This window comes from Niastella vici, from assembly GCF_002077945.1.
Classification (GTDB): domain Bacteria; phylum Bacteroidota; class Bacteroidia; order Chitinophagales; family Chitinophagaceae; genus Niastella; species Niastella vici.
The window spans coordinates 610,810-631,131 of sequence record NZ_LVYD01000058.1; the positions used below are offsets into that span (position 1 = coordinate 610,810).

The following is a 20,322-nucleotide window of genomic DNA, read 5'->3' on the forward strand; positions in this document are numbered from 1 at the left end:
GGGTATATTAAATATTTCAACAAATATGGGGTAATTATATTATATAGGGCAGGTTTCCTGTATGGGTGTTTGGGCCGCAATGAAAAGCCCCCGGCGCCTGAAAGCGTAACTTTCAGTGCCGGGGGCTTTCCCTTTGTAAAGGGTGTCTGAATTCCCTTTTTCCTAATTCACTTTTTTATACTTTTCTGTAACGGTGAGGTTTCCTTCAATGTCAGATTTTACGGTCATCCAGCTTTTTTCATCTTCCAGTTTTACAAAATATTCTGTCCTGGAAGTGTTGCTGTTTTCTGTCATGATAGAAACTTCAACAACGCCAAAGATCTTTTTATCGGGATATGCTTCTTTGACCCTGGAATGGATCAGGAACGGCAAATTCGACTCAAAATAATACCTGGTGAACTCAGTGGCTTTTCCATCTTTCAGGTACACCACGCGCGAACGAATACCATCTGCGACAAAATTTACCACCCAGGCTTTGGGCAATTCATACCATTGAACATGCTCGGCTTTTGGAAAGCTGGTGTTGAATGTTCTGATCAGTTTGTCTTCCGGGTCACGGGCAAGTAAACTGAAACTAAGAAGCAGGGCTGAGAAGAGAATGAATAACTTTTTCATGGCTTAAACTTTTTAAACATTAATAATCGGCCGTAAAGGTAAAAGGTATTTGGACTATTCAGGCATCCGGTTTCTATATACCAGGTAGTCCGGTTTAATGTGGCAACAATAAATGAATATTGTGTTAACGCTTTTACTTTGTGGCGCGATACAAAGATGGGATGATCGTGCGGCGGGAAATTGTATAAATCGGTACAAAATGATAAAAGGGCCAGAATTATTTTGAACGGATCGTTCTTGAAAGCATCTCTACTGCTTGTGCTGTTTCTTCTTCATTCATCCAGCCAAAACCCATACGGGTTGAGTTTAGTGACACAGCCGATGTATTATGAATTAAACCATTTGAAAGAATGAGTCCTTTTGCTTTTAACTTTTCTGTAAGAGGCGGTAAGGGTACCGATTTATGAAATTTTGCCCAAATGGCCAGTCCGCCGTCAGGTGTTTTAAAATCGATGACATCTGAAAGCTGTTCTCTCAATAAATTGCATAAAAAGTCCCTGCGTTTGTGATACAGGAGTGTGGCTTTTTTCAGGTGCCGTTTAATGTGTCCTTCTTCGAACATTTCAATCAGCGCCAGTTCCATAATGGGATCGCCCTGGGTATCGACCAACTGCCGTACGCGGCTTAATTCAAGAATGAGGTTCTGTGGCGCAATGATATATCCGGTGCGAATAGCGGGCGCAATGGTTTTACTAAGCGTGCCAATGTAAACCACCATTCCCTTTGTGTCGGCGCTTACGAGCGGCAGCATGGGACTGCTTAAATAATGGAAATCGTAATCGTAATCATCTTCAATGATGATAAAGCCATATTTTTCGGCCAGTGATAATAATTTAATGCGGCGTGCGGCTGACAGGGTTACCGTAGTAGGGTAGTGGTGATGCGAGGTGATGAACAACGCTTTTATTTTTTTGCGGCTGCATAATTTTTCGATGGCCTCTACATCGATGCCGCATTCATCAACCTTTACACGCGCCAGTTGCATCCCGGCCAGCAGAAACACATGATCGGCATAATAATAATTGGTATCACCCACGATGATGGTATCGCCTTTTGAGAACAGCACCAGCGATAGCAGGTACAGCGCCTGCTGGCTTCCCCTTGTTACCAGGATGTTCTCGAAACTTGTTTGCACCCCCCGGCTCGTATTGAGGTAATCTGATAATACTTCCCTGAATTTTTGTATACCATGTGTTTCAACATAAGACATGTACTTGAAGTAGGCATGCCGCGACAAAACGCCTTTATAGGCTCTTCCCAGTTCATCGGTAGGCACCAACCGCATGTCGGGGCCATCGTGGAAACCCATGATATGCCTGAGCGGCAATACGGGTGTACGGATACTGTTATTTACTTTAACCGTATAACCGGTTGTTGGGGGAAAGAAGTTCTGTTTTTGGTTGTTTGAAAAACGCCGGCCATTTATTTCGGGCAATTCTTTACTGGTGAAGGTTCCTTTGGAGGGATGCATTTCTATCCAGCCCTGTGCATCCAGTTCTTCGTAGGCCCGCACAATGGTTTTGCGGTGTACTTCCAACAGCTCGGCCATTTGCCGCGTGCCGGGCAATTTAATACCGGGACCAACCCGGCCCTTGCGCATTTCGTGTATAACTGAATTGGCTATTTGCAAATAAACCGGCGTATCGCATTCCTTTTGCCATTGAATGATCGTTTTCCATGGAAGCATAGTGGACTACCTGGTTGGTTAAAAAAGTATACTAAGATAGTCCATTTAGCGCAGGCCCTAAACTTTTATTTCTACTCTTTTTCCGGTAGCGGCTGCTTTGTAAATGCCTTCTATGATCACCAGGTCGCGGCGGCCCAGTTCACCTGGAATTATTGTGTTACGGTTGGTTAAGATACAATTGGCGAAATCATCCATTTGCAGGGCCTGTTGATTGGGCGGGGTAAAGTTCAATGGCCCCCGGCTGGTTTCTACCACCATGCCCCGGTAGGTAAAGGCATGTTCTTTGAATTCGATGAAGCCTTTGGGGCCTTCAGCCCTGAATTTATCGGCGCTGTGCTGGTAGCTTGTTTGTGCTGTACAGGTAGCGCCACCGGGAAATTCCATGGTCCAGTTAATGCCTTCTTCCACATCAGTGAACATCTCAGGTTTTGTTTTGGGATGTTCCTGAGCAGTAACGGCTACCGGCGCCACGCCATTGGCAGTCATGCAGGCGCCATGAATAATATAGATGCCCAGGTCCATCAGGGGGCCGCCACCCGCGAGTTTTTTATCGGCGCGCCATACCTTGGTTTGCATAATAAAACCGCGATCGCCGGTCATGGTGGTAAAAGCGCCGAAATCTTTTTCTTTCGCAAGGCGCATCAATTCTTTATGATAGGGATCAAAATGCAGGCGATAGCCAATCGACAATTTTACCTTAGCGGCTTTACAGGCAGCAATGATGGCATCGCATTCGGCCACCGTATTGGCCATGGGTTTTTCGCAAATGACGTGTTTGCCGGCTTTGGCCGCGGCAATTGCATGTTGGGCATGCAATCCATTCGGGGTAACTACATACACAATGTCGATGTCTTTGTTATCAGCCAGTTGGGCCATGGTGTCGTAGCTATAAATATTTTTTACGGGAAACCCATATTCCTTTGACCATTGTTCGCCTTTTTCTTTTGAACCGGTGACCACACCCATGAGCTGGCACCATTTGGTTTCCTTAAGGGCCGGGCCTAATTGCCTGGAACTGTATTTGCCCAGGCCTGCCAGGGCAACTCCCAGTTTGCGATCGGTTTGTTGGCTGATGGCAAATGCACTCAATGGACCGGCGCCCAGTACCGCAACAGTGCTTAAGGAGAGCTGTTCAAGAAAAGAACGGCGGCTGATAGCAGATTTTTTCATATGTCAATTTACTGCTATAGTCTGATAGCGTATTCAACGCTGCTGGCTGTTTATGAAAGGATATTGGCTGGCATAATTTTTTAAACTACTGTTTTATAATTTTTCACTATGCGTGACTGGCTTAGGACCCTGATCGCAGGCTATGCTGCCTGGAAATGGGGTGGTGGTTGTTTAGGGACCATCGTTTTATTCATCTTGTTTTATTGGTTGCTACAGCACTGTTAAATGAAACCTGCTTCTCTTTAGGGAGCGCAAGTGTTATTCGTACTTCGCAAAGTGCTGTTCATACGCTTTTTCTTAAAATACCCCGGTTTTCCCGATTTTTATGGTACTATGAAAAGAGTGCTGTGGCATAGCGCCTTCTGGCTGGTGTACCTGTTGCAGGATACCGTGCTGGAATTCGTTTGGGTAGCGCCTGCCCTTAAAAATATTCCTGATAATGTTCAATTCTGGCTGGCCTTTAAGGCTGCCCTGGCTGCGGTAATTCCCAAATTACTGTTCACCTATTATGCCCTGTACGTTCCTGTACGGCAAATTGTGAAGGGGCATGTTAAGCTATTCTGGACCATAGCACAGGTGGTAGCTGCCATTATTATCACCATTATTATATACCGCGCAATATTTGTATACTACATTACCCCGGTCATTTACCAGGGCTTACTTACAAAACGGCCCCTGTTCAACCTGCTTGGTGTATTGCTGGCTGTTATGGACATCGGTTTTGTTTCGGGCGTTGCCATTGCCTTGAAGTTGCTGCGGATACAGTTAACTGTGCGCGAACGCGAAAAGAACCTCATCAAGGAAAAGCTGGAGGCTGAACTTAAATTCCTTCGCCATCAAACCAATCCGCATTTTTTATTTAATACACTGAATAATATTTATGCGCTTGCGCGGAAACGGTCGGAACATACGGCAGAAGTGGTAATGCGTTTATCGAAACTGTTGCGGTTTATTTTGTATGAATCAAAAAGCGATCTTATAACGGTGGCAGATGAGCTTAAAATACTGGATGATTATATTGCTCTGGAGAAGATGCGGTACGAACGCCTTACCATTCACTTTCAGCGTGATATTGATGAAAGCACGCAGCAGATAGCTCCCCTTCTTTTATTGCCATTTGTTGAAAATGCGTTCAAGCACGGCGCCAGTGAAAGCCGGTTCGATTCTTTTATCCGCATCAGCGTACAATTACAAAAGGGACGGCTTACCTTTAATATTGAGAATACCAAAGAGGGCCAAACTTCGCAGGAGATCAGGGATAATATCGGGCTGTGTAATGTTCGCAGGCAATTGGAACTCATGTACCGGGAATATGATCTGCAATTGCAGAACGAACCGCATATTTTTTCGGTTCGGCTTTATATAAATCTTACCAGCTATGCACAGGTATAATTGTATAATCGTTGAAGATGAGCCGCTGGCGGCGGAAGTATTGAAAGATTATATTCTGCAGGTCCCTTTTCTGCAGCTGAAAGGCATTTGTACCGATGCTTTGTATGCCATGGACCTGTTGCAGAAAGAAAAGATCGACCTGATCTTCCTCGATATTCACCTGCCTAAATTAAAAGGGCTCGATTTCATTAAAGCGCTGAAAAAACCACCACAGGTCATCATCACATCTGCCTACCAGGACTATGCGCTGCAGGGCTATGAATTGAATGTGCTGGATTATTTATTAAAGCCTATTGAATTCAGCCGCTTTGTAATGGCGGTGAACAAACTGAAAGACCGGGAACCGGTAGAAACATCGCTGGTGCCTGCTTCCGCGCCGGAAAGAGCGACCCTGTTCTTTAATGTTAGCAAGAAGCGCGTGAAGGTTTATATTGATGAGATCCTGTTTATTGAAAGCCTGAAAGAATACATCCGCATCACTACAAAAGATAAAGCTATTCTCACCAAATTTCAGCTGGGGCAAATTGAAGAAATGCTGTCGAAGAACGGCTTTCTGCGTATTCATCGTTCTTTCCTGGTTGCCAGGAACAAGATCGATGCTTTTTCGGCCACCGATGTAGAGATAAATGGATTACAAATACCTGTTGGAAGAAGTTATAAGGAAGCGGTGATGACTATTTTAGAAAGTTAGTAAGTTATTCAGTTGGCTATAGCAGAAGCCTGGAACCGAATAACCCAATAACTTGCTATTTATACGTTGCAAGCTGCATTTTGTAGAATATTCAACACTTCAAAGGAACTGAAAGTTAATTTCATACTCAACCAACACGCTCTGCATGACCACCATCCAAACCGTTCCGGAGCATCGCCGCTATGCTGAAGGCTCAATGCTGAAAACAATTGCCTGGGTAGGGTTACTGGCCGGTACCCTCGATATACTGGCTGCTTTTATTCAGGTTTATATTGCCCGGGGTACAAGCCCCGAAATTGTGTTGCGGTTCATTGCCAGCGGCGCATTTGGCAAGGTGGCTTTTTCGGGGGGGTGGCAAATGCCCCTGGCTGGGTTGCTCTTCCAATACATTATAGCCTATAGTTTCACCACCCTGTTCTTTTTGTTGTATCCTTCCATAAAAATAATGTCTAAAAGTATAGCGGCTACCGCTATCGTATATGGGATCTTTATTTACGTGGTAATGAATATGGTGGTGCTGCCTTTGACCCGCATACCGGCAATTACCTTTCACCTCGATAAAGCATTACTGGCATCGGGGATCCTGATCGTAGCTATCGGGTTGCCGCTTTCCATTTTTGCCCGGAAGTTTTACCGATCATGATATTTTTAATCATGAGGCCAGCCGTGATCATTTTTTGGGGGGAACGGAAGACATTGGTACCTGGGCCAGTCTGGCCGTATCAATCTTCCGGGTAAGCTCAATGACCACTGCCCGTAGTGAATCATTTTGTAATATGAGCTCCCTGTTTTCCTGTTTGTAGTCAATGGTTTGTTTATAAAGACAACCGCTTACAACAACAAGCATTATAATAAATGCGAGCAGAAGTTGATAAACTGAGCGTGTCCTATTCATCGTGCGGTTCTTTCCCATGCAATATATCCCGGACCCATTATCGGATAATTAATAGTGGGTTAGAAGCGGATTAGAATTTTTTTCTGTTGGTAATGTGATCAGGAACTCGGTGCCCTCGCCGGGTGTTGAGGTAACGGTAATGTTCCCCTTATGCAGTTTTATGATGCGGTTGGCAAGCGAAAGGCCCAGGCCGAACCCCGTTTGCTGGGCTGTATTGTTGACACGATAAAAGGGTTGGAAAATGTATTTCAGTTCCGGTTCGGGAATACCCATGCCTTTGTCGATAATAGCAATATTGATGGTATCGCCTTCAGCCTTCAGCTTTATAACGGCTTTATGATCGTTTGAATATTTGCAGGCGTTGGAAACAATATTTTTAATAGCAGTGAACAGCAGTTCGGCATTGCCAAATACAATGAGTTTTTGCTCATCGGCCGGCATAACATCAAACGAAAGAATGACCAGGAATTCGGGATTGCTCTTTTTCATTTCAGCCGGCAGGCTCATAAGAATTTCGTCCATCCGTACGGGTAGTATGTTCAGTCCGCCCGGGTCGCCCGAAGCCTGTGCAAATTCAAGCAGGGTTTGGGTAAGCTTGCTCAGGTGGCGTACATCCTGGTATACCGATTCCATAACCCGGCGATATTGCTGCGCTTCCCGGCTTTTTTGCAGGGATACTTCTAGCTGGCTTGAAATGGCTGTTAACGGGGTCGACAGTTCATGCGAAGCATTGGAAACAAAACGGCGTTGCGTTTCGAAACTGTCCTGCAACCTGTTCAATAACCGGTTAAGCGTTTCAGACAGGTAAAACCATTCATCCTTTACTTCGCCGGTGCTGATGCGCCCCGAAAGATTATGGGCTGAAATATCATTGATGTCATCGGCGATTTTTTTGATCGGCCGCAGCAGGCGGTCCGAAAAAAAGTACCCGCCCACAAAGGCAATGAGGATGCCCGACAGAAAGCTGAACCACAGAATATTCGACAGCTCCCTGATCTTGTTCTTCCCTTCTTCATCATAGGCTGCGGTGATCACTACAATACGCGTGGTAGGGTTTACGTAATGATAGGCCACGGCTTCCTTATTCCCGATCTTGAAAAAAAGGGTGCCCTTAACGCGGGCGTCATCGAGGATCAGGGTGTCAACGCTCAGCGTATCGACCAGTGCATCACTATAGCTGTACACTCTATTATTCAGGTAATCATAGGCCTGAAAGGTTTTGTCTTTCAGCGACAGCGAAGTGGAGGAATCAATTTTACGAATGAGGCTGGGGTCAAATACCTGCCGCTGGCCCAATAAACGCGCAAGGGTGATGGCCCTATTGGTTAACCGGGTTTGAATATTGTGTGCGCGCTCGGTATAGGAAAAGTAAAACACAGTTGCGCATACCATGGCCAGGATCACAAAGACAATGAGACAGAATAATAATGTTATGCGCAGCTTTACAGGCATCAGCGTTCGGTTTCCTTTAAAATATATCCCATACCAACATGCGTTTGTATCAGTTTGTGGTCGTAGGGCTTATCGATCTTATTTCGCAGATAGCTGATATATACATCGATGATATTGGTGTTGGTATCAAAATCAATATCCCATACGTTCACGGCAATGGCTGCCCTTGACACCACTTTGTTCTTGTTTCGTAACAGGTATTCGAGCAATTGAAATTCCTTGGCAGTTAAAGAGATGACATCACTGCCTCGTCTTACTTCCTTGCTGTCGAGGTTCATGCTGAGGTCGGCTGCTCTTAAGATATTGCCTACCGGCACCTGCTGGTTCATGGTGCGCTTTAGCAGTACACGTATTTTAACCAGCAGTTCCCTGAACTCAAATGGTTTTACCATGTAATCATCAGTGCCGGCATCGTATCCTTCCATTTTATCATTCAGTGAACTTAATGAAGTAAGCATGATGATGGGTATAAGCGTATTATGGGCCCTGATAATTTTGGCCAGCTCATAACCATTCACACCCGGCAGGTTGATGTCGAGGAGCACCAGGTTGAAATCATGGGCAAAAAATAACCGTTCACCTATCTTGCCATCATACGCCACCTCTACGTGGTAACCGTTTTCGGCAAGTCCCACTTTCAATGTATCGGCAATCTTTTGTTCATCTTCTATGATCAGGATTTTCGTTTCTTCCATATCCATTAATTGCTGCGTACAGGGGTACACATGATTTTGCCACAGCGAAGTTACAAATTCAAAAATTTTCAAATGAAAGTCGGTCAAATAAACGATTCAGGACCCTATAAATCAAGGTTCTAATCCACTTTTAATTTGGGATTAACAGATGCCTAATTTGGGGAGAATAAGTTTGACATTCATGTTAAAAGGTAAAGTAATGCTGATGAAAAAAGGTTTATTAGGGTTGCTGTTCGCTGTGAATACGCTTGCTGCCATTTCCCAAACACCCGGCGATGTTAAAAAGAACATTTACTACGAGCGGTATCATACTGCCGAAGACCAGCTGCAAAAAATAATAAAGGCCGAACCGGCCAATGCCGAAGCCTGGTACCTGTTATCAAAGGCTTATATTCAGGGGAATGATGCCGCGCTATTGCAACAGCTATTGGCACAAAGCCCGGATGCCATAAAAGGCGAACCTTTTTACCAGGTGGCTTACGGAAGTTACCTGCTGAATAAAGGCAATAAAGACAGTGCCCGCTTTTATTTTGATCAGGCGCTGGATAAAACCCGCGAAAAGAACCCTGATATTTTATCAGCCATTGCCAATGCGCATATTATTACCAAAACCGGTGATGCCAGCTATGCAGCGCAGCTGCTCAACAAGGCCATCGATCGCGATAAAAAGGACCCCGCCCTGTATACCCTGCTGGGCGATGCACAACGCAAACTGGGTAACGGGTCAGAAGCCTATAAACAGTATACAGCGGCGTTGGATAAGGATAACAGGAATGCCGCTGCATTGTACCGCATGGGAAAAATATTTGTTTCGCAGAAGAATCCCGAAATGTACCTGAAATATTTTAACCAGGTGCTGGAAGCCGATAGCAACTATGCGCCCGCTTTGTTTGAATTGTATTATCATTACTATTTTACTGAGCCCCGGAAAGCATTGCAGTATTTTCAGCAATACGCCGCAAAAAGCGATTATGACAAGCAAAACGATGTGCTGTATACCGATCTGCTGTATTTGAACAAACAATATAAAGAGGCCGTAGCCAAAGCGCAACAACTGCTGAATGAACATCAAGGCGACTCAATGCCCCGCCTGTACAAATTAATGGCCTATAGTTATATGGGCCTCAGCGACTCGGCCAGTGCCCTCAGCAATATGAGCCAGTATTTTTCGAAAGAGGTGGATACCAATATGGTGGCGAAGGATTTTGAGCTCATGGCCGATCTGTATGCTGCAGTACCAGGAAAAGAAGATTCTGCCATCGTGTATTATGTGAAAACGGTGGATAAGGCCAAAGACAATCCCGACAGATTTCACTTCTACAAAAAATTGTCAGATCTGTATAAGAACCAGAAAGACTATTTGAACCAGGCTAAATGGCTGGGTATGTTTTACCAGGATAATGCAAAGGCAACAAACATTGATCTGTTCAACTGGGGTATTGCCAACTATAAAGCAGAAGCGTATGTACAGGCTGATACGGTATTTGGTACATATATTCAGAAGTATTCCGAACAGGCATTTGGTTATTACTGGCGTGCCCGTATTAATTCATCAATGGATTCAACCATGGAAAAAGGCGCTGCCATTCCCTGGTACACCCAATTGATCACGATGATTGAAAAAGACCCAACCAATAAAACCAATAAGAAATGGCTGATTGAAGCCTATGGTTACCTGGCTGCTTATGAAACCAACCAGGCAAAGGATTATAAAACCGCGGCGGAGAACCTGAAGAAGATACTGGCCATAGATCCGGAAAATAAAGATGCTCAACAATATATATCCATATTGGAGAAGAAGATATCGACTGGTAATACCACCAGTGCGGATAACAATAAATAAAATGGAGGTGTAGCAACTCCCATTACAGTGCTCTTTTTCTACAGGTCATAGGTGGGCTGCTCATTTTGGGGTGGCTCACCGTTTTTTTATATCCTGGTTGCCGGGCCTGCTTGTTGCGCAATTGTCGCATTTATACATAACTTGACCGGAGTTATTTTTTGGGTTTGAAAAATTGTTATCGCTCATGTGCAATAACAATTTTATTGAGCAAAAACAATGTGTATCTAAAATCATTTCATAAAAACATGTAATTTTATTTAGATATTGGCAGTCAAAAATTTTTTATTCAAAGAAATATTTTATTTTTGGCTACCCAAAAACATTAGGTCTTCCATTTGCTCTGTTGTTGACTAAACCTGCGTTCCTACCAGTATTAACGACCATTCAATACTATACAGATTCCCGCGACAACATTTTTGATCATTTAGTAAGCACCCCTCACCCTAATTCGTATATCCTGTACGTTTATTGGGCTGCAATCATTATTGCGGCAAGTACCTTGTCTGCCAATACAATTATCCATTTATCATTGCTGTAAACCCGATCCTTAGAGGGCATGGTATGCGTGTAACGAATTGTTATATACATAAATACATTTGAAAAACCCATGATAACGCCTATATAGTAGCATGTGCATCCTGTACTGGTTAAGGTCAGCTTTTGTTCTGGTTAGTTTACAATTTTGATTGCGATGGTAAATAATCCTTATCTGTAGCCATCTTAATTAAATATGGCTACTTATAAAACCATAAGCTGAACTTATTACTATGAAAAACCAAACCCCCGACGTCAGCGTTGGGGGTTTTTTTATGATAGTGATGGAACAGAGAAATATGTTTTATCGTTGAATGATCTATTGTTACCAAAATTGGTACAGCCAGTTTGCTAAGCAAAATTCAACACTATGCGCTGGCACAACTTTGTTTTTTGGTAATGTTCACTTCAACGAACAATACCTCGCTAACACAGCATTGTCTTTTGGTCATACCCACTGCAACGAACAGTCTCCTAAAGCTACCCTCCCGCTAGTAATGCGTATATGATACGCGCATTCCCTTTATTTACCAGGATGGTTCTTTTTACATTCTTGTTGAGATCATCTGTATAACATTCTATTTTCATTGATTCTCCATTCATCCTCCATTCATCCTCCATTATATAATGGAGGATGAATGAAAAAATGATGGGCCTTTGATGAACACATGATGAATATTACTTATATTCATGTAAAATCTATCATGTATGATCGTAACAGGAAACCCTTTACTAACCGGCGTGTCTGGTAAAATGAAGAACATTGTTGTAAAGCAGTACAAGGATAAAACTGTGATAACTGCTGTGCCTGATATGTCGCGGCGAAAGCTTTCCCAAAAACAAAAGGACGCCAATGAACAAATGCAATCGGCCATTACTTGCGCCAGGGCGATCACAGCCGAGCCCCGGTTAAAACAGCGGGCATGCGAACTGCTACAGGTTCCGCCCAATAAAGTGTTCCGGGCAATTGTAAAACAATTCCTGCTTACAAATGGGGAAGGGCCGGTATTTGAAGAAACCGAACAGGAAGTGCGTGATAAAGAAACATTGACTACGTTAAAAACAACAATAACCACGGAGATCCCTGATGCAGCAATAATGCTCTTCGGCAATCGCACAAAAGGCGCCTACGACGCAAAAAGCGATTGGGACATACTGGTACTTACGGGCAAAGATCATCCCAAAACACGCAAATGGGAGCTGCAGGAAAAACTATTTGCCGTTACCATACAGCAAGGCACCCGGGTAAATCTTTTGCTGGTACAAAAAGCCAAATGGTACACCGACAAAGAATTTGAAACTATCCGGGAACGGATAGAAAAAGAGTTGGTGCCGGTGAGTTGATCTCAGTTAAAAATAGCTTGTTGAGCCGCCTTTTTTGGGTTTTAATGAGTTGTGCAATTCATTATAATAGGGATGATCAAAGCTAAGTTTGTATAAACGCCATAATAAGCTGAACAAGTTAGAGAAATAATATTCTTCATCTAGAAAAGCCACATACACAACATCCTGTAAAAATGGAGTGAAAGATGTATGAGGTTTCCCATCCAATAGAATTGGAATTACACTGTCTGCCCCATATTTCGTAGGCTGCCTTAGGCGGGTATTAACAAGCTTTTGCTCCGCTGTTACAACTGCATCAGTCGTTTTGCTTTCATACTTTTTCTTTAATAGCGGGGTACCCACAACAATGGCAAAATCAGAATCAAGGATGCGATCAACAAATTGAGAAATGCTTGAACCGGGTATATTATGCCATCTATCAAATAGGACATCAATACCTGCATTTCTTAGATCGACGGCCATGCGATTTACCCATTGCTCCTGCATCGGTTCGCCCCAGGCATAACTTATGAAGCAGGTTGGGCCTGAAGATTTACTGCTCTTATCTCTCAGGATCCCTTTTATTCTTACAAGGGCGGCTTCAAAAGCAGTTCTGCGTAAGGCAATAGCCTCCTGCTCATCCAGTTTTTCTTCTGCATTTTGAAAACCACGATACAGATCTTCAATATCGGGTAAAATAATTTTACTTCCACATTCATTGCAGAAACTAAAACTTTTGCCCTTTTCCAATTGCTGCATAACAACCGTTCTGGCTAAACGCTCATTACAATCCGGACAGTTAACAGGTTGATAGCGGTAAACTTTTAAATCTTTGCGACTTAAAAAGCGCTCAAAAAGACCCTGGAAAAGCGATTTCACATGTTCAGGAATATTGGGGACATAATATAGAATAAGTTCAATTTCTCCTTCACGATTGGCAATCTGTTTAAATCCGCATATTTCCCCTTCACCTAATTGATATTGCGCCTGGTTCTGCCATTGGTTGTTGCGAATAAAAGTATTTGTATAGCCTAATAAAACAACCAAAGACGCAAATACATTTTCTACGGGTCCATTTACGCGGTAGTAAACATCGTCAATAACAGGAATGTCTTCAATAATTGGCCGCTTCTCATTAATTAGTGAGGGAAATACCAGGAACCCCTGGTCGTTAAAAGGTTCTCTAAAACATAGTGTACGTTGTAGAAACAGGACCGTTGCCACATCAAGCAAGGTTTCTTTTTCTTTTTTTGTCAGGCTCGTTAGCTCGGCAAACTTATAATTGCCTTTTAGCAACCTGTCTTCTTCCAATACACCTAAGCCCCTGGGATTTCGACGGGCTTCCAAAACGAATGAGGAAGCAAGATTTGATAGCAGCTCTGGTACCAGTAAGATATATTTATCGCCAGTTGAACTTTGCAGAATACTTACATATCCATGATTAGCTAAATGCTGAACTGCGGTCATCATTTCATCTCCGGTAAACTGCCATTTTTTATCTGATTTTTTTAGCGCGCTTTTTAGTAGGGCAGGCGTAATTAGGACATTTTTTCTTTCTATGCTTTCTTTCAGTGATAGAATATACCCTTTAATTTTTTTGAAGGTTGCTGTGGTTATGGTCGCCTTTAATGAATCCCAGGGTATCAGATCTTTTATTCTATCTATTAACGCTTGCAAACCTTCACCGGTTTTGGCGCTTGTGGCAATAAACCCACCATTGATTTCTTGTTGCTTGCAAAACTCTTCTAATTCTTTTGTTGTAAGCGTAGGCATACCTCTATCGGCCCGGGAACCGATCAAAACGATGGCGCAATTGCTTTTATGGTTCTTTTGCAATTGTTTCAGCCAAAAGAGTGGACCACTGAGCGGTTCCTGCCGGGTGGTTGGGTCAAACAATAAAAGCCCCAAATCAACATTGTCGAGGAAGAGCGAATGAACCAACCGATAATCGGGCTGACCAGCCAGGTCCCATAAAACAGCTTCGCAAACTGTTCCATCTTTTCGGGTAATTCCTAATTCGTTAACAACCCAGAATTGCTGACCATGAGTTGATTCGTGTTCTTTATAGGCATTATGCGCTAATCGCCAGCCGAGCCCTGTTTTTCCCACGCCGGAATCACCAACCAATATTAATTTGGCTGTGGTGTAACGGATAGAATTCTCTTTGGGGGATTGGTTAAGTAGGGTTAGTAAGTCAATTTTCCAAATGCGTAAAGCTGTTTCCTTTTTCCCCCGGGTAGCTAAATATGGAAATTTTGGATTAAAGCTTATTTTTATTCCGATATGGTCTGTCAAAGAACTTTCAGTCAAAGTGGCTACTTCTTGCCAGTTATCACAACGCCAAATTTTAATTGTTTGATCATGGGATTTAGACACCAATAAATTTCCGTCTTGACTAAAGTCAAAACTAGTAATAAGAGCTGTGTGGCCTTCCAAAGTTATTTCTAACTTTTTTGTTTCAATATTCCATATATGAATACTACTTTCTATGCAAAAGCCAAGATATTTACCACTTAAGGCTATGTTTTCAAATCCATAACTTGATAATATTCTATCATCTATTACTACTTCTGATTTCCAATTCAAAGTATCAAATACGACAACCCTTTGCTCATCATCAATTAGAACATATAGATTAGTTCCATCGTTTGACCAAAGAAAATAACCGGCTACGCTTTTAAAGGGGCCTAAAATGATCTTTTCCTTTTCTTGGGCAGTATCCCATATTATTATACTAAAATGAAAAGGAGCTGAAGACCGGGAAGTTGGAGAAGGGGACGTTGAAAAGGCCAGCATTGATCCATCCGGAGAAAATTCCAACAAATGAATTCCAGTTTTTTTACGAGGGTGCAATATTTTTAATGTTTCCATGCCCTCTGCATTCATAATTAGAATTTCTGTATCTAAACTGATTGCGAGTTGTTTACTATCTGGCGACCATGAAACATCATAAGTGGCAGTTGCGCTTGGATTATTTAATATCTTTTTACTTTCACCTGTTGTAATATTATATATGCACAATGCATCCTCTGATGACGAGGCCAGCAAATTGCCATCAGGTGACCAATTGGCGAACCATACTGGATCTGTATGTGTTCTTAAGACGTTATTTAAAGTAATACCAGCAACTGGTGATTCTCCAAGTTCAAGAACTTCAATTTTTGATGCCCTGGTTGTATTATTATGGGGTTTTATTCTTTTGGTCTTTTTTTGTTTACTCATAGCATGGTTTTGATTAGTCGGCATACTAAGGATGTCATGTATGTCGTATCTGCTATTTGAAGATAATTTATCAGAAGTTCAAAGAGAAAGAAATTTAAAAAAATTGACTATTAGTCCTGCCGTTGATCCTGCCTTTGAGAAATTGAATTATTAGGTCCTCGAACTTGCATCCTCCCAACCGCTCACATTTCAACCAGAAATCCTGGAATGAGCATTTGCCCGGTTTGCCCCTTGTGCACAAGAATCCAGCTTAATAAGCGTACATATTGCAAAATTTGCATGTTTATGCGGCCGGAAATGGATTTTCTCCCCAAATAAGCTAGATTTAGCCTCTTTATTTATCTTAATTGCAAATAATTTGCAATTAATTTTGCAGATTTCGAGAATGGGCTTAAATTAGTGAAGTCGATTTGAATGGGTCTTTCGCCATCACTAACACTTAAAAAGAAAATTTCGCATGATAACCCAACGAAGAAATGCGCTTAAAAAATTGTTCGCTTCTGTTGCCGGAACAATGGGCTTAGGATTATTTGCAAAGGCTGAAACCGCTACCGCCGCACCCAACGAAAAAGAAGTATTCAATGTAGTATATGACCAGGATATTCCCCTGTTCTCCAGCGTTACCAAATTCAATGGAATGGTATTTATAGCAGGAAAAGGCGCTCATTTTGCGGGCGACGTAAAGTCCCATACCGATCACGTACTCAAAGAGCTGGAAAAAGAACTGCTGGCTGCCGGCTCTTCCATGGAAAAAGTACTGAAGGTGAATGTATACCTCGACGATATCAAAGATTGGAGCGCCATGAATGAAGTATTTAAAGGCCGCTTTGGTAAAAATCCACCGGTACGTACAACCGTAGCTGTGGCCAAAGGCGGTGTGCCGGGCGATTCCCTGGTTGAAATGGATTGTATCGCCTACGTATAGTGTGTACTTTTTTCCGGTTAAGGTTCGATTATTTTACCGCAGCGTCGCAGGTCTTATTCTCTTATCACTGTGTCTCTGCGGTTCTCAACATGCTCATTACAAATGGGCAACCCGTTTTTAATCAGTACCTCCTTATATAATTGTGATCCAACCAAACGGGTTCGCCACCTAAAAAACTAACTGTATGCAACGGAGAGAACTGCTGAAATTTTTTTCGCTGGTCCCCATGGCCGGAAGCGCTGCCCTTATTCCCTGGGCGGCTGCAAATGCCGCACCGCCACCTTCTGTAAAACGCGACTACTTTAAAGAACTGGGTGTTCGCACCTTTATCAATGCCGCAGGTACCTACACCATGATGACGGGTTCCCTGATGCACGATTATGTGCTGGATGCTATTCAATATGGCGCTACCGAGTTTTGTATGCTCGATGAATTGCAGGATAAAGTAGGCGAGAAGATAGCCGCACTCGTTCATTCCGAAGCTGCTGTAGTTACTTCCGGCGCCTTCTCGGGTATGACGCTGGGACTGGCCGGTATTTTAACCGGGGTTGACCAACGTAAAGTAGAACAGCTGCCACACCTCGATGGCACTGGCATGAAGTCGGAAGTGATCATTCAAAAAGCGCACGACATAGTATACAACCATGCGTTGAAAAATACGGGTTGCAAGCTCATTTATGTTGAAACGGCCGCTGAAGTGGAACAAGCCATAAACGACAAAACCGCCTTGTTACACTTTTTAAATATCGAGGCCGATAAAGGCAAAATACAGCACGAAGAATGGGTAGCCCTGGGCCGCAAGTATAATATTCCTACCTCTATTGATATTGCCGCCGATGTTCCACCCGTATCGAACCTGTGGAAGTTCAATGATATGGGATTCAGTTTCGTCGTGATCTCAGGCGGCAAAGCCATACGCGGTCCGCAAAGCGCGGGATTGCTCATGGGTAAAAAGGAGATCATCACCGCTGCCCGCCTGCATATGCCTCCCCGCGGTTTTAATATTGGCCGGGGATTTAAAGTAAATAAAGAAGAGATCCTGGGCATGTACGTAGCCCTTGAAAAATATATTCAACAGGACCATGACAAAGAATGGAAAGCGTGGGAAGCTACCACTGCGCAAATAGACAATGCAGCCAAAACCGTGAACGGGGTAACTACCAGTATCACCGTACCGGCGCTGGGTAATGTAACCCCAACCTTACAAATTACCTGGGATGCGTCGAAAGTAAAATTAACCGGTAAGGAACTGCAGGAAAAATTACGCAGTGGTATTCCATCTATCGAGATCGGCGGTGTAAAGGATAACAGCATTACCGTTACCGTATGGATGCTGAAACCCGGACAGTCAACAATTGTAGCCGCTCGTATTAAGGAAGAATTGGCAAAAGCGACCGCTTAAAAAATAACAGGAAAAGGCGATGAACCCGTGAGCCCCGGCAATCACTGCCTGCTTTTCCCTGGCAGGCAGTGACCGGGGATGGTTAATGTGCTATTTTGCTAATGTGATAATTTGATAATGAAAGCGAATTCCAAAATTCTTACTTCCTGCTTCTTACCTCTTACTTCGGACCCCGGGTTCACTATTAATTCAATTATGTTCAAAATATATACCTTACTCTCTCTGGTTGCAATTGCATGGCAAACATCAACAGCACAGTCGTACAATTTGGTAATAAAAGGCGGTCATGTTATTGATGCCAAAAACAATCTTGATGAGGTTATAGACATTGCCGTTAGTGATGGCAAAATTGCCCGGATTGCCAAAAATATTGATGAGTCAAAAGCTACACAGGTAATTAATGCCAAAGGATTGTACGTAACGCCCGGCCTTATTGATGCACATGTACATGTTTTTTATGGAACCGATGCCGACCGCACTTACAGCAACGGCCCGCTGGCGGTTATCCCCGATGTCTTTACCTTCAAAACGGGTGTTACCACGGTAGTGGATGCCGGCAGCTCGGGCTGGCGCAATTTTCCCCTCTTTAAAAAACAGGTGATCGATCTGTCACAAACAAGAGTGCTTGCTTTTTTAAATATAGTGGGTGAAGGCATGCGGGGTGGTGTATACGAACAGGATACCAAAGACATGGATGGTAAACTCACCGGCATGACGGCCAGGCGCTACCACGATTATGTTGTTGGTATTAAAGTGGCGCATTATGTTGGCGCCGAATGGACGCCCGTTGATGAAGCCGTGAAAGCCGGCACCCTGGCCAATACACCGGTGATGATCGATTTTGGCAGTAGCAGTCCACCATTATCTATTGAAGAATTGTTTATGCGTCATTTGCGACCAGGCGATATTTTTACGCATTGCTTTGGCCAGTTGCGCGACCGCGAGCCCATTGTGGATATCAATACCAAAAAAGTAAAATCCTTTATTTGGGACGCGCAGAAAAAAGGAATTGCATTCGATGTTGGTTATGGTTCCATCAGTTTTGCCTTCTCCCAGGCCATCCCCGCATTTAAAAATGGGTTCTACCCCAATTCCATCAGCACCGATATTCATGCACATAGTATGAACGCTTCCATGAAAGACATGCTGAATGTAATGTCGAAGCTCATGAGCATTGGCATGAGCCTGCAGGGTGTTGTACAGGCTGCCACCTGGAACCCCGCCCGCGAGATCAAACATGAAGAGTTAGGTAATTTGTCGGAAGGCGCAATTGCCGACATCGCCATACTGAATGTGCGCACAGGAAAATTCGGGTTTTTCGATTATACTGGCTATAAAGTAGAAGGCACCCAAAAGCTGGAATGTGAAATGACCATTAAAGATGGAAAGATCGTTTACGACCTCAATGGCCTGGCAACACCCCTGCCTGCAAACAAAATGGACGATCATTAAACTCACCAGATCATGAAACGGATCATTATAATACTTGTAGCTTTTTTATATACCATTACCGGAGCCCTGCAGGCGCAAACCATTGCGCGCGATGAACTGGTATTCCTTACCTCGGAATGGAAGGGAGAACGTTTCCCGGATGGACGGCCGAAGATCCCGGATGAGCTTATTCGCCGCGCCCGCAATATTGCCATGGAAGATGCCTGGACGATCCTCAGCAATGAAGGGTATACCTGTCAGTATGAAGGCAACTGGAAAACGGTGAATAATGATACCCCGGTGGTGGGCCGGGCATTGACCGCCTGTTTTATGCCCTCGCGCCCCGACGTGGAAAAGAATATAAAAGAACGCGGTAAAAAAGAAGGACGCGTGGGTAATACCAACGCCTGGCCCATTGATATGTTAACGAAAGGCGATGTGTATGTGGCTGACGGCTTTGGGAAAATATCGGGGGGAACGCTTATAGGCAGTAACCTCGGCAACGCTATTTTCAGTAAAACGGGTACGGGTGTCGTTTTTGACGCCGCGGCCCGAGACCTGGAAGGTCTCGCAGAAATAAAGGGCTTTAACGCGTATGTACGTGACTGGCACCCATCGTACCTGAAAGAGGAAGTGCTGATGGGGTTGAACGCGCCCATCCGCATTGGGCATGCGATGGTAATGCCCGGTGACCTGGTGATCGCCAAAAAAGGCGGCGTACTATTCATTCCTGCCCATATGGCCGAAAATGTGATCGTGACTGCGGAGTTTATCATATTAAAGGATAAATTTGGGATAAGCATGCTGAAGGCCGGCCGGTATACACCCGGACAGATCGACAACCAATGGACCGATAAAATAAAACAGGATTTTCTCGATTGGTTGCAGAAAAACCCGAACGAGATACCCATGACCCGCGCGCAGCTTGATGAGTATATGAAAAAGAGAACGTGGTAGGGCAATGTGATAATTGGATAATTCGATAATGCTTTAAATTCGTGAAGGCCGAAAAATAACTGGCTCTCCGCATAATGCATTATCACAT

Annotated in this window: 16 protein-coding genes; 9 read left to right on the forward strand and 7 right to left on the reverse strand. The window is 43.7% G+C overall.

What is annotated here, in order from left to right; all coding sequences use genetic code 11:
* Positions 1-162 precede the first annotated feature (162 nt).
* The 3 genes from A3860_RS26405 to A3860_RS26415 form a co-directional block, all read right to left on the reverse strand.
* Positions 163-615 carry a hypothetical protein gene (locus tag A3860_RS26405; protein WP_081151865.1) on the reverse strand — a complete coding sequence of 151 codons (453 nt, stop codon included), beginning with the start codon at positions 613-615 and terminating at the stop codon, positions 163-165.
* Between the two features lie 217 nt (positions 616-832).
* Positions 833-2,302, reverse strand: coding sequence for an aminotransferase-like domain-containing protein (locus tag A3860_RS26410; RefSeq protein WP_081151868.1), 1,470 nt, complete (start codon positions 2,300-2,302; stop codon positions 833-835).
* 57 nt (positions 2,303-2,359) lie between these two features.
* A complete protein-coding gene (locus tag A3860_RS26415; protein WP_081151871.1) occupies positions 2,360-3,472 on the reverse strand; it encodes a Gfo/Idh/MocA family protein in 1,113 nt (370 codons plus the stop codon).
* Between the two features lie 333 nt (positions 3,473-3,805).
* Here A3860_RS26415 and A3860_RS26420 point away from each other — a divergent pair, with 333 nt between their 5' ends.
* From A3860_RS26420 to A3860_RS26430, 3 genes are all read left to right on the forward strand, one after another.
* Entirely contained in the window at positions 3,806-4,864 is a 1,059-nt protein-coding gene (locus tag A3860_RS26420; RefSeq protein WP_143774270.1) for a sensor histidine kinase, read from the forward strand.
* Positions 4,851-5,555: a LytR/AlgR family response regulator transcription factor gene (locus tag A3860_RS26425; protein ID WP_081151877.1), complete on the forward strand. Its 705-nt coding sequence runs from the start codon at positions 4,851-4,853 to the stop codon at positions 5,553-5,555. Before A3860_RS26420 ends, A3860_RS26425 begins: the two co-directional genes overlap by 14 nt.
* Before the next feature lie 145 nt (positions 5,556-5,700).
* Complete coding sequence (locus A3860_RS26430; protein ID WP_081151879.1) at positions 5,701-6,198, forward strand: hypothetical protein; 498 nt, start codon at positions 5,701-5,703, stop codon at positions 6,196-6,198.
* A gap of 27 nt (positions 6,199-6,225) precedes the next feature.
* Here the strand turns inward: A3860_RS26430 and A3860_RS40660 are convergent, their stop codons facing one another.
* Genes A3860_RS40660 through A3860_RS26440 form a run of 3 tightly spaced genes read right to left on the reverse strand, consistent with a single transcriptional unit; the run spans position 6,226 to position 8,597 of the window.
* Positions 6,226-6,450: a hypothetical protein gene (locus tag A3860_RS40660; protein WP_143774271.1), complete on the reverse strand. Its 225-nt coding sequence runs from the start codon at positions 6,448-6,450 to the stop codon at positions 6,226-6,228.
* Positions 6,451-6,498: 48 nt separating this feature from the next.
* Positions 6,499-7,902 carry a HAMP domain-containing sensor histidine kinase gene (locus tag A3860_RS26435; RefSeq protein WP_081151881.1) on the reverse strand — a complete coding sequence of 468 codons (1,404 nt, stop codon included), beginning with the start codon at positions 7,900-7,902 and terminating at the stop codon, positions 6,499-6,501.
* Positions 7,902-8,597 carry a response regulator transcription factor gene (locus A3860_RS26440; RefSeq protein ID WP_081152328.1) on the reverse strand — a complete coding sequence of 232 codons (696 nt, stop codon included), beginning with the start codon at positions 8,595-8,597 and terminating at the stop codon, positions 7,902-7,904. The genes A3860_RS26435 and A3860_RS26440 overlap by 1 nt, the downstream gene beginning before the upstream one ends.
* 205 nt (positions 8,598-8,802) lie before the next feature.
* Here A3860_RS26440 and A3860_RS26445 point away from each other — a divergent pair, with 205 nt between their 5' ends.
* Together A3860_RS26445 and A3860_RS26450 are read left to right on the forward strand one after the other, a co-directional pair.
* Positions 8,803-10,440, forward strand: coding sequence for a tetratricopeptide repeat protein (locus tag A3860_RS26445; RefSeq protein WP_143774272.1), 1,638 nt, complete (start codon positions 8,803-8,805; stop codon positions 10,438-10,440).
* Between the two features lie 1,242 nt (positions 10,441-11,682).
* Positions 11,683-12,318, forward strand: coding sequence for a nucleotidyltransferase family protein (locus A3860_RS26450; RefSeq protein ID WP_081151886.1), 636 nt, complete (start codon positions 11,683-11,685; stop codon positions 12,316-12,318).
* Positions 12,319-12,324: 6 nt separating this feature from the next.
* Here A3860_RS26450 and A3860_RS26455 read toward each other — a convergent pair whose 3' ends face one another.
* Positions 12,325-15,519: a GTP-binding protein gene (locus tag A3860_RS26455; protein ID WP_158085369.1), complete on the reverse strand. Its 3,195-nt coding sequence runs from the start codon at positions 15,517-15,519 to the stop codon at positions 12,325-12,327.
* Positions 15,520-15,976: 457 nt separating this feature from the next.
* Here A3860_RS26455 and A3860_RS26460 point away from each other — a divergent pair, with 457 nt between their 5' ends.
* From A3860_RS26460 to A3860_RS26475, 4 genes are all read left to right on the forward strand, one after another.
* Positions 15,977-16,444: a RidA family protein gene (locus tag A3860_RS26460; protein WP_081151891.1), complete on the forward strand. Its 468-nt coding sequence runs from the start codon at positions 15,977-15,979 to the stop codon at positions 16,442-16,444.
* A 184-nt stretch (positions 16,445-16,628) separates the two neighbouring features.
* A complete protein-coding gene (locus A3860_RS26465; protein WP_081151893.1) occupies positions 16,629-17,846 on the forward strand; it encodes an aminotransferase class V-fold PLP-dependent enzyme in 1,218 nt (405 codons plus the stop codon).
* A 195-nt stretch (positions 17,847-18,041) separates the two neighbouring features.
* Positions 18,042-19,298 carry an amidohydrolase/deacetylase family metallohydrolase gene (locus A3860_RS26470; RefSeq protein WP_081151896.1) on the forward strand — a complete coding sequence of 419 codons (1,257 nt, stop codon included), beginning with the start codon at positions 18,042-18,044 and terminating at the stop codon, positions 19,296-19,298.
* Between the two features lie 12 nt (positions 19,299-19,310).
* Positions 19,311-20,234: an RraA family protein gene (locus A3860_RS26475; RefSeq protein WP_081151898.1), complete on the forward strand. Its 924-nt coding sequence runs from the start codon at positions 19,311-19,313 to the stop codon at positions 20,232-20,234.
* Positions 20,235-20,322: the final 88 nt, after the last annotated feature.

What these genes read in the sequence shown, in the direction of transcription:
- A3860_RS26405 (WP_081151865.1), bottom strand. Translation starts at nt 615, where the DNA reads ATGAAAAAGTTATTCATTCTCTTCTCAGCCCTGCTTCTTAGTTTCAGT.
- A3860_RS26410 (WP_081151868.1), bottom strand. Translation starts at nt 2,302, where the DNA reads ATGCTTCCATGGAAAACGATCATTCAATGGCAAAAGGAATGCGATACG.
- A3860_RS26415 (WP_081151871.1), bottom strand. Translation starts at nt 3,472, where the DNA reads ATGAAAAAATCTGCTATCAGCCGCCGTTCTTTTCTTGAACAGCTCTCC.
- A3860_RS26420 (WP_143774270.1), top strand. Translation starts at nt 3,806, where the DNA reads ATGAAAAGAGTGCTGTGGCATAGCGCCTTCTGGCTGGTGTACCTGTTG.
- A3860_RS26425 (WP_081151877.1), top strand. Translation starts at nt 4,851, where the DNA reads ATGCACAGGTATAATTGTATAATCGTTGAAGATGAGCCGCTGGCGGCG.
- A3860_RS26430 (WP_081151879.1), top strand. Translation starts at nt 5,701, where the DNA reads ATGACCACCATCCAAACCGTTCCGGAGCATCGCCGCTATGCTGAAGGC.
- A3860_RS40660 (WP_143774271.1), bottom strand. Translation starts at nt 6,450, where the DNA reads ATGAATAGGACACGCTCAGTTTATCAACTTCTGCTCGCATTTATTATA.
- A3860_RS26435 (WP_081151881.1), bottom strand. Translation starts at nt 7,902, where the DNA reads ATGCCTGTAAAGCTGCGCATAACATTATTATTCTGTCTCATTGTCTTT.
- A3860_RS26440 (WP_081152328.1), bottom strand. Translation starts at nt 8,597, where the DNA reads ATGGAAGAAACGAAAATCCTGATCATAGAAGATGAACAAAAGATTGCC.
- A3860_RS26445 (WP_143774272.1), top strand. Translation starts at nt 8,803, where the DNA reads ATGAAAAAAGGTTTATTAGGGTTGCTGTTCGCTGTGAATACGCTTGCT.
- A3860_RS26450 (WP_081151886.1), top strand. Translation starts at nt 11,683, where the DNA reads ATGATCGTAACAGGAAACCCTTTACTAACCGGCGTGTCTGGTAAAATG.
- A3860_RS26455 (WP_158085369.1), bottom strand. Translation starts at nt 15,519, where the DNA reads ATGAGTAAACAAAAAAAGACCAAAAGAATAAAACCCCATAATAATACA.
- A3860_RS26460 (WP_081151891.1), top strand. Translation starts at nt 15,977, where the DNA reads ATGATAACCCAACGAAGAAATGCGCTTAAAAAATTGTTCGCTTCTGTT.
- A3860_RS26465 (WP_081151893.1), top strand. Translation starts at nt 16,629, where the DNA reads ATGCAACGGAGAGAACTGCTGAAATTTTTTTCGCTGGTCCCCATGGCC.
- A3860_RS26470 (WP_081151896.1), top strand. Translation starts at nt 18,042, where the DNA reads ATGTTCAAAATATATACCTTACTCTCTCTGGTTGCAATTGCATGGCAA.
- A3860_RS26475 (WP_081151898.1), top strand. Translation starts at nt 19,311, where the DNA reads ATGAAACGGATCATTATAATACTTGTAGCTTTTTTATATACCATTACC.